Source organism: Paraclostridium bifermentans (assembly GCF_964259345.1).
Classification (GTDB): Bacteria; Bacillota; Clostridia; order Peptostreptococcales; family Peptostreptococcaceae; genus Paraclostridium; species Paraclostridium bifermentans_B.
The window spans coordinates 446,458-459,386 of record NZ_CAXVJR010000001.1 but is presented as its reverse complement, the minus strand read 5'-3'; the positions used below and the strand labels follow the sequence as shown (position 1 = coordinate 459,386).

Here is a 12,929-nt window from a genome sequence, read left to right as displayed (position 1 = left end):
GTGATTAAATAAAAAATAGTATTGAAGGGATAATAAAATGAGTAATAGATACAATGATTTAACTTTTTTCACAAATGAAGAAAATAATACACTTTATGATAGATTTAGCAAGATTTTAAATAATAATGTACAATTCTTTGATGTACTAGTGGGTTACTTTAGAAGTAGTGGATTTTACAAAATGTATGAATCTATGGATAAGGTAGAAAAGACTAGGATATTAGTAGGTCTTAACCTAGATAAAAAATCAGTAGAATTAATACAGACAGCACAAGATAAAATGCAAATGGACTTTACATCTAACAAAGAAGCTAAAGAACAATATTCTAAAGAAGTCAGCTCCGAAATAGAATCATCAGAAGATAGTAAGGATGTAGAAGAAGGTATAAAAAAATTCATAGAGTTTGTAAAAATAGGAAAGTTAGAAATAAGAGTATATCCACATTATCCAATACATGCAAAAGTTTATATAATGAGAAAAGACCAAGAAAAATCAGAGGATTTTGGAAAGGTAATAACAGGATCAAGTAACTTTTCTCAATCAGGACTTATAAATCAGTTAGAGTTTAATGTTGAGTTAAAAGATTCTAGAGATGTTATGTTTGCACTTGATAAGTTTGAAGAATTATGGAAGCAATCTGTAGATGTTACAGACGAATATATAGAACAAGCAGAACATAGTTGGATAAGAGAAGACATAACTCCATATGAATTATTTTTAAAATGTTTATATGAATATTTTAAAGAAGAAATAAATGAAGATAAAGTAGATGCTAAAGCTCTTGGGTTACCACCAGGATTTATGAAACTGCAATATCAACTACATGCTGTTACTAGAGCAGAAAAGATATTAGCAACGTATAACGGGGTATTCATATCAGACGTAGTAGGTCTTGGAAAAACATATATAGGAACAATGCTAGCTAAGAAATTAAAAGGTAGAAAACTTATAATATGTCCTCCAGTGCTTAAAGATAATTGGGAAAAAGTATTATGGGAGTTTGATGTTCCAGCAAAAGTTGAGTCATTAGGTAAACTAGATTCAATATTAGCTATGGATGGAGATTCTTATGATTATGTATTTATAGATGAGGCACATAGATTTAGAAATGAAGACAATGATACATATTCAAAGTTACATCAAATATGTAATGGAAAAAAAGTAGTATTAATATCGGCTACACCACAAAACAACTATATTAGTGATATAGCTAATCAGATATATTTATTCCAAAATAGAAAGAATTCAAATATAATACCTAATCAAAAGGATTTAGAAGGATTCTTTAAAAAGTTAGAAAAGAAATTAAAAAAATATGATAAAGGAACAAAAGAATATATAGAGGTTTCTAAAGAAGTATCAACAGAAATAAGAGAAAAAGTACTTAATCATATAATGGTAAGAAGAACTAGAAAAGAAATAATGAAATATTATCAAAAAGATTTAGAAGCTCAAGGACTAACATTCCCTACATTAAATACTCCAGAGAAGATAGTTTACCAGTTTGACAATCAAGTTGAAGTAGCGTTTAATAAAACATTAGATATAATAAAAATACTTTCTTACTCTAGATATAAAGCATTAACATACTTAAAACAAGTATCACCTAAATATAAGTCTTTACTAGTAGGACAACAAAATATGGGTGGATTCATGAAGGGGATATTATTAAAAAGATTAGAGAGTAGTTTTTATGCATTTAATAAAACTTTAGATAGATTCATTGAATCTTATGAAAATTTTATAGATATGTATGAGTCTGGGATTGTTTATATAAGTAAAAAATATAACGTTTATGATTTAATGAATAATGGAGAGGAAGAAAAATTAGATATAATAGTTGATAGAGACGATGCATTTAAATTTAAATCAGAAGAGTTTAAAACTTTATTCATAGAAGATTTAAGATTTGATTTATCAAATTTAAAAATGATAAAGCGTATGTGGGAACCTGTAAATAGTGATCCTAAGTTGGATAAATTCATAGATGATTTAAAAAATAATAAGATTCTTAAAAAGTCAAAAATACTTATATTTACAGAATCAAAAGAAACAGCAGAGTATTTAAAAGATAATATAGATAAACACTTTAAAAAAGAAACAATGCTATTTACTGGAGATTCTAGTAATAGAATGAGAGCTACAATACAAAACAACTTTAACCCAGATGTACCTAAGAAAGAACAAAAAAATGACTTTAGAATACTAGTAACTACTGATGTATTGGCAGAGGGGATAAGTTTACATAGGGCAAATATAATTGTAAACTATGATTTACCTTGGAATCCAACTAGAATAATGCAAAGAGTGGGTAGAATAAATCGTGTAGGGACAAAGCATGATAATATATATGTATTTAACTTCTTCCCAAGTGCACAAGTTGGAGAACACATTTTATTAGAAGAGAATATAACATCTAAAATACAAGCATTCCATGACACATTAGGAGAAGATTTTAAATATCTTAGTGAAAACGAAGAGGTTGATACTTATGGTATATTTGGAAAAACTTTGTACGATAAGTTAAATAGCAAAGAAAGTTTAGAAGAGGAAGATTTTGAAGAAGATTCAACTCTTAAATATCTACAAATGATAAGAGAGTTAAGAGATTTAAATGAATCGTTATTCATTAAGATAAAGAATTATCCTAGAAAAATAAGAAGTGCTAAGTACTTAGATAATAATGGGACAATTACTTTCTTTAGGAAGGGATATATGAAGAGGTTTTTTATATCAGATGATAGTATGTCTAGGGAAATTACATTCGTAGATGCTATGAACCTTATGGAATCAGATAAAGAAGAGAAACATCATAATATTAGTAATAAGTACTATAGAAAGCTAGAAGCAAATAAAAAAGAATTGATAAGAGTTTTGCAAGAAGAAAGTATGGATATATCACCTGTTAGAAAAGAAGGTAAAAGTCATGATAAAACTATGATGAAAACTCTAAAAGCTTTAAATTCATATTCTAAGTTTACAGAATATGAGACTGATAAAATACATAAGTTAATGTATTTATTTGAAGATGGATCTATTCCTATGAAAATAGGTAAAGAAATTGTAAAGACTATAAAAGGATTAGTTGATCCAATTGAAATATTAAATACTATATGGGACCTAGTTCCAGATTCATATATTAAAAATTCAAATACAGAAGAAAACTCAAAAGAGTATAATGCAGAAGTTGTGTTATCTCTAGATTTGTTGTAAAGGAGATAAATTATGGACAATAAACAGACTATGTTAAGTGACGTTCTTACAAAAGAATTTAATGAGATTAAGTTTAATCAATTTATAATAAATTTATTAAATTTAGACATAGAAGATAGGTTAAGTGAAAATCCTAAATTAGAAGGTAGTAGTGTATATAAAAATCATATAGAATATGTTAAAGATATAGGAAGATACAAAGATGAAAATAAAAAAGATATAGTAGTTTCTATTATAAAATTAAAATGTTTACCAGAAAATACGAGAACATTACAAAGAAACTTTATAGCTAAGCACTTGAAAGATATAGGTGCAGATGCAGCTATAGTAGCTTTATACTCAGATGTTAGCGACATATGGAGAATTTCATTTGTAAAATTAGATTATACATTTGATATAAATGGATTAACAGAAACTATAACTCCAGCAAAAAGATATTCGTATTTAATTGAACCTAAACTAAAAAATCATACAGTTCAGGAGCAGTTAAAAAATTTATTATTTAATGATTCTAAAAAACCAACTGTTGAAGAAATTGAAAATGTATTTAGTGTTGAAATTGTTACAACTGAATTTTTCAAAACATATAGAGACAAATATATAGGATTAAAAAAGGTATTAAGAGATAATGATATATTAAGAGAAGAATCAGAGAGATTAAAAATAGAATTAGATATATTTTTAGATGAGTTTTCTAAAAAGTTAATGGGTCAAATGGCATTTTTATATTTTCTACAAAAAAAAGGTTGGCTTGGAGTAAAAATAGTACCTAAAAAAATAGAAAGATTAGAGTTAAGAGAGCTATATAAAAGACAGAATGAAGAAACAAGAGAGATAATAACTAAAACATATAAATCAAGTGAAAGCTTTATGATTATGGATAGGGAAATAATAAAAAATCTTTCAGATAATGAAGCTGATATATTAGCTAGTGTATTTAAAAACAGTAAATATGATGAGGAATGGGGGCAAGGAAGTAAGACTTTTATAAGAGATATATTTGAGGTTTCAAAAAAGAGTAATAAAAATTTCTTTAATGATTATTTACAACCGTTATTTTATAATGCTCTTAACAAGAGAAGAGGTAGCAATGAATATTTTAAGGAATTTAATTGCAAGATACCTTTTTTAAATGGTGGATTGTTTGAGCCTATACATGAATATAATTGGGAAGATATAGATTTACTAATACCTAATGAATTTTTCTCAAATAAAGATAACTCAGGAATATTAGATTTCTTTGATATGTATAATTTTACTATAAATGAAGATGAACCCTTAGAGAAAGAAGTTGCTGTAGACCCTGAGATGCTAGGTAAAATATTTGAAAGCTTATTAGATGTAGAGGAAAGAAAATCTAAAGGAGCTTTTTATACACCAAGAGAAATAGTTCACAATATGTGTCAAGATTGTTTAGTTAACTATTTATATAATGAAACAAGTATAGATATGGCATCATTAGAAATTTTCATAAAATATGGAGATATATTAAAAGATGCTGATATAAAGAATGAAAACAAAGAAGATTATAAAATGCCTAAAGTTATAGTTGAAAATTTAGATATTATAGATAAAGCATTAGAAAATGTATCTATAGCAGATCCTTCAGTAGGGTCAGGCGCGTTTCCTCTAGGTATGTTAAATGAAATAGTAAAATCAAGATGTGTAATAACTGAATATATGACCAAAAACCTAAATGAATGGGATAGAGATGATAAACGAGAAGAAAGAAGCTTATATAAACTAAAAAAACATGCAATGAAAAAATCTATATTTGCAGTTGATATAGATTCTAGTGCGGTAGATATAACAAAATTAAGGTTATGGCTATCATTAGTTGTTGATGCTGATGTTAAAACAGTAAATACACTTCCTAATTTAGACTATAACATAATGGTAGGAAATTCATTAGTTGATGAATTTGAAGGAATAAAATTATTTGATGAAGAGTTATTAAAAAATGTACCTAAGAATAAAAAAATTAAATCAGTAGTATCTAGTCAAATTACTATGACTATAGAAAATGGTGAGATAGAATATGGAATGGAACAAGAAAAAGAAATATTAGAGGAAATTCAAACTTTACAAAGCAAGTTATTTGACATTAAAGATACAAAAGAAAAACTTGCAACAAAGAAATTAATTGAGTCTAAGGAATGGGACTTGATTGAATATAAATTAACTAGAGATGGAAGACCAGAAAAATTAAAAGAGTTAAAAAAATTGATAAAAGAAAAACGAAAACCTTATTTTTTATGGAAGTTAGAATTTTCTAAAATATTTAAAAATAAAGGCGGTTTTGATATAGTAATAGGCAATCCACCATATGGAGCAAAGTTATCAAAAGAAGATAAAGCAGTAATAAAGAAAAAATTAGTAGATACATCGAATATGAATACTGCGGCTGTATTCATAGATTATGCAAAAAATCAATGGGTGAGAAGTAAAGGTATAGTTTCATATATAGTTCCAAAGTCATTATTATACTCAGAAGCTTGGTTTACTTTAATCAGGTCCATGTTAAATAATATTGATTGTATTATAGATGTAGAAAAGGCATTTGAAGGGGTTAAGCTAGAGCAAGTAGTATTTGTATATAATTCTAATCTGAAAAAGGACAATTATAGAGCAAAGAAATTTTTAAATGATGAATTTACAAAAAATAATGTTATTAAAGTAGATATTGTAGACGATTTAAAATCATGTATATGTGATGTAGATAAGAAAGAGATAGATATATTAAGTAAGCTAAACAATAAAAATTTAGTATATATGAATGAAATATCTATGACTAAAAGAGGTGTAGGAATTCAGAAGTTAGTAAGTGAAAGTGGCCAAGTTCCTGTATTAGGGGGGAAAAATATATTTAGATTCGGAATAGACGGTATATATGGATATGTAACAAAGGAAGATCTAGATAAAAATAGTAAAAAATTAGAGTTTATGAGCCAGCCTAAGATAATATCACAAGATATTGTTGCACATGTTCAAAACCCAAGTCCTCATATATTACTAACTTCTACATTTGATGAAGGGGGACAAGCATTAACCTTAGATACATGCCAAAATACGATATTAACACATACCGAATTTGATTATAGATATGTTATGGGAATACTTAATTCAAAGTTTGTTAGCTGGTATACATATAAGTTTATATATTGTTCGGCTATAAGAACAATGCATTTTGATAAGTATTATGTTGGAAAAATAAGAATACCAGCTGTACCTAGGGAAGAACAAAGTAGGGTTGTTGAGATAGTAAAAGCTATAGAAAGCTATACAGCTATTATGAGCAATAAAAAAGATAAAACATATGATAAAGAAATAAACAAACTAAAGACTGATTTAGATAATGAAGTTTATAAACTTTACGGGTTTGATAAAAAAGATATAGCTACAATTTTAGATTAATCATACATGGCTAGATTTTGCAACTTGCAAGATCTAGCCATATTATATTTATGAAAAAATAAAAAATATTATTTAAGAAGTAAAATAGCAGCATATGTAAAAATATGGTAAAATATTATATGATCAACTTTAGAAAGGTGGAGATAGTTTGAGCAAGATAACAAAAGTTGAATACAAAAAAGGTAAAAATAGAGATAGAGTATGGGTATATATAGACAATAAATATTGTACTAGTATAAGAAAGAGAACTTTTGATGGAATGAAAATTGGAGTAGGAACAGAAATAACATGTGAAGAATTGAAAACAAAGGAAAATTTCTTTTTCAAGCAAAGTTACGGAGAAATATCTTGGAAAAAAGAAAAAGTTAGACTGGAGAAAGTTAGGGAATATATAAAAGGATTAGATGATACTAATAGTATTGACATAAAAACGATTGGATTTGGAGCAGATTCAGAAGTAATAATTGAAAAACATCCAGATGAGTCTGGATCACCAGACTTAGGTATTATAAATAAGTTAACTAAAGATATATTTATGTATGTAGAAGTTTCAGGAACAGAGAGAAAATTAGGACAAGACTATTGGATAAGGCCTGATAAATTAGCTTATTCTAAGAGACATTTAGATAAAGACATATGGATAATATTACATTATCAATTACCTAATGAAGAGTATGTAATTATAAAACCTGATAATGAAAAAACATACAAATATGAGGAGGTGAAAATGAAAAATGGAGCTACTGAATATTATGTTAAATTCAATAATGGAGATGAAGAAATAAAATCTATAGATGAATTTAAGTTACATTTGTTAAGTTATATAAAATAATTACAGGTAGGGAGATGGGAAAATGATTGAATTTGGAGAAAAAAATATTATTAGCTTTCAAGATGAGAATAGTCTGTATGAGACTATAGGCTATCTAGCGAATTATACTGCAAGAGGTATGAATATTTCTGTAGAAAATTATCCAAATAAATGGGGAATAGAATATAGAATATGGTTAGGAAATGTTAGAAATGCTCCGTATTGTATGAGAAGTGTGCTTAGTGAAGGTGTAGGCAATTACGATGCAAGATTAAATTGTAATGAATTTATTACCTTTTTAATTAATTCACACAATTTCGCTATAGGAGCTACTCAAAATGTAGATATAATAAGAGCTAGTATAGATAATGAATATATAGAAGATTTTAATAGAGGGTATAACCTATAAAAGAAGAATAATATAACTATAAAGCCACTGAAAATGTGGCTTTTTTTATTAAAAAATAAAAATATACCTAGTATATATGAATAAATTTAATTTAATTTATAAAACCAATACTTTAATATATATTATTTAATATATATTAAATAATATATAAAAAAAGGATTTTAATAGATGATGTAGAAAAATATTTATATGCAAAATAGTTAGGGGGGGAGACATATGGTTAACTTAGCGTATGATTATTACCAATATAGTGATGAAGAATTAGTAATATTATCAAAAGAAGGAGATCCATTATCTTTTGAAATATTGTTTGATAGATATAAAGAATATATATACTTTAAATCGCAACATTACTTTATCAAGGGTGCAGAGAGAGAGGACCTTGTGCAAGAAGGAATAATAGGATTATTTAAAGCAATAAGAGATTATGACATAGATAAAAATAGTGAGTTTAAACTGTTCTGTAGAATGTGTATAAAACGTCAACTTATTACAGCAGTAACAAATTCAAATAGAAATAAACATAAAATTCATATAGGGTCAGTATCTTTAGAAGAAAATATAGGACAAGATAGCAATATTAATTTAAAGAATATACTACCATATAGTAATTCATGTGAAGAGATCATTATATATAAGGAAGAAAAAATTTTATTAAAAAATGCTATTATAGAGTGTTTAAGTGAACTAGAGAAAAACTCACTGACAATGTATTATCAAGGATTTTCATACAGTGAGATAGCAACCAAATTTGGGAAGAACAAGAAAAGTATAGATGCTTCTATAAATAGAGCTAAAAATAAGTTAAGGAAGCAATTAAAAGTTGAAAATTTTAAATCAATGTTGCATACTAAGTTAAATTATTATTAAGATAAAAAAATATACAAATTATAAGTTATATAATTAGAATTTATATAAATAAAAAATAATATATTTAAAATTGACTGGTATTTATTTTATTATTTAGATAATTTAAAATATAGGTAATTATGCTATTAAGTAAATTTCATAAAAAATATCATTATTCAGAGTTTAAAAACAGAATAGATTGATTTATTAAATGGAATATAACTACTTATTGACGAAAAATTTAATAGTTAGGCAGTTCTAATATTGTAAATTGAATATAAAAATTAGAATACAATAATATTGTGTTATATAAAATATATTTTATAAAAAATTTAGGGTTAAAATTAAAATTTATTTAAAATAAAAATATTAATTTTAATTTGTATTAATGTTTTTAGAAAATAAATAACTATTACTTTAAATGGTTTATTTTAATAAAAGTAATAAAGTTTGTGATTATTTATAAAATAATAGAGAAAAATAGATCTTATAAAGTAGAAAATTAATAGTTCAAAAAGTAAATAGATCTCTTAATATAATTTAAAAAATTTACATAAAGATATTTTATAAAAACATATTAATTATGAATCATGTATTAATAATGATAAATAGCTTAATGAAAGTGATGATACTTAAATTGAAAAATACATATATTAATGATATAATATAAATTCAAAATACAAAAACATATTAGGAGAATTGAATGAAAATAGATAAAATTTTAAAAAATAAAAATATACCATATAAAGTTCAGGAATATGATGACTATATAAATATATACAAAGTTGGCAATTCTAAATTAATAAATATAGTAACAATGATAGAAAAAGGTAATGTTTTTAAGATTGATAGTGATTTGTTTTACTATTTAAATAATCAAAAAGAACCATATTCTTTTTTACTCATAGATAGATTAGAAAATAAGTTCTACTATTTAGATTTTAAAAATAAAAATAATTGGATAAAATCTAGTTTTGAAAGAAGTGGTAAAGATGAAATATATTTTGGAAAAATTGTACTAAACAACAGAATAACTAAGGATAAAGTTACAAGTATTTTATATCAATATATAGATTAGAGTTGTAGATATAAAATTAAATTAGCATATATAATTATCTTTCAATAAATAGTATTATAAAAATATATAGGATATGACTTAAAGGATGTAGATTGGTTTATATTAAATAATATCTACATCCTATTTAATATATAAATGTTACTTATTTAAACACTGAAGCTTAAAATCAACAAGCTCAGGAGATACACATTCGTACTGGCATATATCCTCTAACGTACATCCCTCCATATCCTTATACCTCTCAAAAAAATTATCACAAATCAAAAGTTGAGCAGAATACATATTAGCTTGTCTTTCAAACTTCCCCCTAGATACATGTGAATGATTACTCAAAAACAATATATTTTCTCCCCTATGAAGCCTAGCATGACCAAGTTCATGAGCTGCTACCATTGTTTGCTGCTGTTCATTTAAATCACTATTTATATAAATAAATTGAAACCCACACTTCTCATGATAACATCCATTTAAACCACCTTTTAAAGGACTCTTAACTACAAAAATCCCCAAAGCATCAGCTAGTTCAAACGGATCTCTTGTATTGTACTTATCAACTAGATAATTAATATCATCTTTTATTCTTTTTAAAATCCCCATAAAAACCACAGTCCCTTTTTACTTATTTTTCATCTCTTCTTGCTTTTTCTTTGCCATAGATAACCCAACTTCCATAGCCGAAAGCAAACTTGAAATTGCCTCATCACTTAAACATTCTCCATCAAACATTAAAGAATCACTATTTTCAAGCTCGTTTTTTATTTCATCAATAGCTTTCTTTACATCTATAACAGGAGCTTTAGTATGAGGAGATCTTTCATCAGTTTTTCCAAATAAATAATCTATTGAAACATTAAAGTAATCCGATAATACATTTAAAGTTTCACTTTTAGGTTCTCTTGTGCCGTTTTCATATCTAGAAAGTGTTACCTTAGTGGTATTTAAATCATTTGCCATTTGTTCTAAGGTATATCCTTTTTCTTTTCTTAACTCTTTTAATCTAGTAGCTAAAGTTTCCATTCGTTCACCTCTTTCAATTATTATTATAAGATATGTTACCTAAAAGTAAACGAAGGTAACCGAAAATAATAAAAAATATAGTAATAGTTATTGACTTGTAACCTAAATGGTTATACAATTAAGTTGTAATAAGTTACCAAAAAGGAAGAAATAAAGGGGAGGATTTATATTATGTATAAAAATAACCTAAAAGGGATTAGGGTTAGTAGGGGGTTAACTCAGTGTGATTTAGCAAAGCTGATAAATATGCCTGCATCTACTTATATAAAAAAAGAAAATGAGCAGTCTTACTTTAATATAAAAGAAGCTATAAAAATATCAGAGGTTTTGAATTTAAGTATAGATTATATTTTTTTAAATAAAGGTTACCAAATAGGTAAAAACGAGTAGAGAGGGTGTTAAAAATGGAGATTTTTAGGTTATTCAAATCCACATGATGCAATAAGTAGGCATTGTAAAAAAGAGGGGGTCGTATTTCACGAGGTGGGGGTTAAAACTGGAACTTATAGAAATGGAGAGCCTGTTATACAGTTTGTTAATAAGAAGTTTATAGATGAGGGGAATTTGTATAGGTTGATTATTAAATCTAAGCTAAAAAATGCAAAGCGATTTGAAAGGTGGGTTTTTGAGGAAGTTTTACCTACTATAAGAAAGCATGGAGTATATATGAGTGATAATGCAATTGATGAAGCTTTGAATAATCCAAATTTCCTGGGAAAATTAGTAAAAAGATTGGTGGATGAGAAGTCTAAGAGGTTTGAAGCTGAGAGAAAAGTAGATGTTTTAGAAACAAATATAATAGCTAATAAGCCTTATGTTGAGTTTTCAAAAGCTATAAGTAGTGTTGATGGAGCTATTAGTGTAGGAGCTTTTGCCAAGCTTCTTAATAATAATGATATGAATATAGGTAGAAATAGGTTGTATCGTTGGTTTAGGGAAAATGGATATTTGATTAAGAAAGGCAAGGAGAAGAATAATCCAAAGCAAAGGTATGTAGATATGGGGATTTTTAGGGTTGTAGAGAGGGTTGTCCAAACTGAGAATGGAGATAAGTTAATTGTTACACCACTTATAACAGGCAAGGGGCAGTTGTATTTTATGAAGGTTATAAAAGAAGATTTTAAATTTTAGATAAAGGGGAGCATTATGAGAAGATATTTAGATGCAGTCGTAGCTTATGAAACAAAGGATATGAGCAAAGAAGAGTGGCTTAATAAAAGACGAGACGGAATAGGTGGAAGTGATGCTAGTAGTGTACTTGGACTTAGTCCATACAAAAGTTCAATAAGTGTGTATATGGATAAGGTTGACTATATAAATGGTGTAAGTCCAAGTTTAGGAGAGTTTAGTGATGATGTTAGTTATAGGATGGAGTTAGGTAATAAGCTTGAGGAGTTTGTTGCTCGTGAGTTTAGTTTGAAAACTGGTAAGAAGGTTAGGCATATAAATGGGATTCTTAAAAATGATAATTATCCTTTTGCACTTGCTAATATTGATAGAGCTGTTGTAGGAGAGAGAGCTTTTTTAGAGTGCAAGGTTACTAATAGTTATGCTAAGAAAGCTTGGCAAAAGGAAGTTCCGATTCATTATCAGATTCAGATGGTTCATTATATGGCTATAACTGGTGCTAGTCATTGTTATGTGGCAGCTCTTATAGGTAATGAGGAGTTGGTTATTCATAGAATTGATAGGGACGAGGAAGTTATAAGTCAAGTTATGGAGCTTGAGCAGATGTTTTGGGATAAGTGTGTTTTAGGTGGGGAGTTACCTATGCCAGATGGTAGTGATGATTATTCTAAGGTTCTTCAGAAGTTTTATAAACGTAGCAAAAATGAGGAAGTGGTTTTGTTTGAAGAAGCTTCTTTGATGAGTAGATATGATGAGATTGTTGAGCTTTTGAAAGAGGTTGATAAGGAGAAAAAGACTATAGAACAATATATTCAAAGTCAGATGAAGGAGTATGAGATTGCTTTTATTGGGGATAGAAAGGTTACTTGGAAAACTCAAAATAGGAGTAGTTTAGATACTAAAAAATTGAAAAAAGAACACCCAGAGTTAGCAGAAAAATATATGAAAACAACTACTTCACGAGTGTTTAGAATTTAAGAATATTTATATAGAAATTTCAATAAAGGGG

Annotated in this window: 11 protein-coding genes; 9 read left to right on the top strand and 2 right to left on the bottom strand. The window is 26.8% G+C overall.

From position 1 onward, the window contains the following. The first annotated feature begins 37 nt into the window (after positions 1-37). The 6 genes from ACEXNK_RS02405 (at position 38) to ACEXNK_RS02380 (ending at position 9,775) form a co-directional block, all read left to right on the top strand. On the top strand, positions 38-3,214 hold the full coding sequence (locus ACEXNK_RS02405) for a helicase-related protein (protein WP_373599821.1): 3,177 nt from the start codon (positions 38-40) through the stop codon (positions 3,212-3,214). Positions 3,215-3,226: 12 nt separating this feature from the next. Then, positions 3,227-6,628 (top strand): Eco57I restriction-modification methylase domain-containing protein, encoded by a 3,402-nt coding sequence (locus tag ACEXNK_RS02400; protein WP_373599822.1) that lies wholly within the window; start codon positions 3,227-3,229, stop codon positions 6,626-6,628. Positions 6,629-6,776: 148 nt separating this feature from the next. Then, positions 6,777-7,460, top strand: coding sequence for a hypothetical protein (locus tag ACEXNK_RS02395; RefSeq protein WP_373599823.1), 684 nt, complete (start codon positions 6,777-6,779; stop codon positions 7,458-7,460). Positions 7,461-7,482: 22 nt separating this feature from the next. Next, on the top strand, positions 7,483-7,848 hold the full coding sequence (locus ACEXNK_RS02390; RefSeq protein ID WP_373599824.1) for a hypothetical protein: 366 nt from the start codon (positions 7,483-7,485) through the stop codon (positions 7,846-7,848). A gap of 216 nt (positions 7,849-8,064) precedes the next feature. Continuing rightward, on the top strand, positions 8,065-8,718 hold the full coding sequence (locus ACEXNK_RS02385; protein ID WP_373599825.1) for a sigma-70 family RNA polymerase sigma factor: 654 nt from the start codon (positions 8,065-8,067) through the stop codon (positions 8,716-8,718). A gap of 682 nt (positions 8,719-9,400) precedes the next feature. Further along, a complete protein-coding gene (locus ACEXNK_RS02380) occupies positions 9,401-9,775 on the top strand; it encodes a hypothetical protein (protein ID WP_373600501.1) in 375 nt (124 codons plus the stop codon). Positions 9,776-9,913: 138 nt separating this feature from the next. On the opposite strand, the gene ACEXNK_RS02375 is transcribed toward ACEXNK_RS02380, so the two are convergent. Next, a complete protein-coding gene (locus ACEXNK_RS02375; RefSeq protein ID WP_373600500.1) occupies positions 9,914-10,372 on the bottom strand; it encodes an ImmA/IrrE family metallo-endopeptidase in 459 nt (152 codons plus the stop codon). 18 nt (positions 10,373-10,390) lie between these two features. Next, positions 10,391-10,792, bottom strand: coding sequence for a helix-turn-helix domain-containing protein (locus ACEXNK_RS02370; RefSeq protein WP_373600499.1), 402 nt, complete (start codon positions 10,790-10,792; stop codon positions 10,391-10,393). A 171-nt stretch (positions 10,793-10,963) separates the two neighbouring features. Here ACEXNK_RS02370 and ACEXNK_RS02365 point away from each other — a divergent pair, with 171 nt between their 5' ends. The 3 genes from ACEXNK_RS02365 to ACEXNK_RS02355 are packed head-to-tail and all read left to right on the top strand — an operon-like array spanning position 10,964 to position 12,898. Next, the gene (locus ACEXNK_RS02365) at positions 10,964-11,182 is read left to right on the top strand and encodes a helix-turn-helix transcriptional regulator (RefSeq protein ID WP_373600498.1); all 219 of its coding nucleotides are present in this window, start codon (positions 10,964-10,966) and stop codon (positions 11,180-11,182) included. A 51-nt stretch (positions 11,183-11,233) separates the two neighbouring features. Continuing rightward, positions 11,234-11,923, top strand: a complete 690-nt coding sequence (locus ACEXNK_RS02360) for a phage antirepressor KilAC domain-containing protein (protein ID WP_373600503.1) — start codon at positions 11,234-11,236, stop codon at positions 11,921-11,923. Positions 11,924-11,938: 15 nt separating this feature from the next. Further along, a complete protein-coding gene (locus tag ACEXNK_RS02355) occupies positions 11,939-12,898 on the top strand; it encodes a YqaJ viral recombinase family nuclease (protein WP_373600497.1) in 960 nt (319 codons plus the stop codon). The last annotated feature ends 31 nt before the right edge of the window (positions 12,899-12,929 follow it).

Excerpts from the sequence above, each read along its gene's own strand:
- ACEXNK_RS02405 (WP_373599821.1), top strand. The coding sequence starts at position 38 with ATGAGTAATAGATACAATGATTTAACTTTTTTCACAAATGAAGAAAAT.
- ACEXNK_RS02400 (WP_373599822.1), top strand. The coding sequence starts at position 3,227 with ATGGACAATAAACAGACTATGTTAAGTGACGTTCTTACAAAAGAATTT.
- ACEXNK_RS02390 (WP_373599824.1), top strand. The coding sequence starts at position 7,483 with ATGATTGAATTTGGAGAAAAAAATATTATTAGCTTTCAAGATGAGAAT.
- ACEXNK_RS02385 (WP_373599825.1), top strand. The coding sequence starts at position 8,065 with ATGGTTAACTTAGCGTATGATTATTACCAATATAGTGATGAAGAATTA.
- ACEXNK_RS02380 (WP_373600501.1), top strand. The coding sequence starts at position 9,401 with ATGAAAATAGATAAAATTTTAAAAAATAAAAATATACCATATAAAGTT.
- ACEXNK_RS02375 (WP_373600500.1), bottom strand. The coding sequence starts at position 10,372 with ATGGGGATTTTAAAAAGAATAAAAGATGATATTAATTATCTAGTTGAT.
- ACEXNK_RS02370 (WP_373600499.1), bottom strand. The coding sequence starts at position 10,792 with ATGGAAACTTTAGCTACTAGATTAAAAGAGTTAAGAAAAGAAAAAGGA.
- ACEXNK_RS02365 (WP_373600498.1), top strand. The coding sequence starts at position 10,964 with ATGTATAAAAATAACCTAAAAGGGATTAGGGTTAGTAGGGGGTTAACT.
- ACEXNK_RS02355 (WP_373600497.1), top strand. The coding sequence starts at position 11,939 with ATGAGAAGATATTTAGATGCAGTCGTAGCTTATGAAACAAAGGATATG.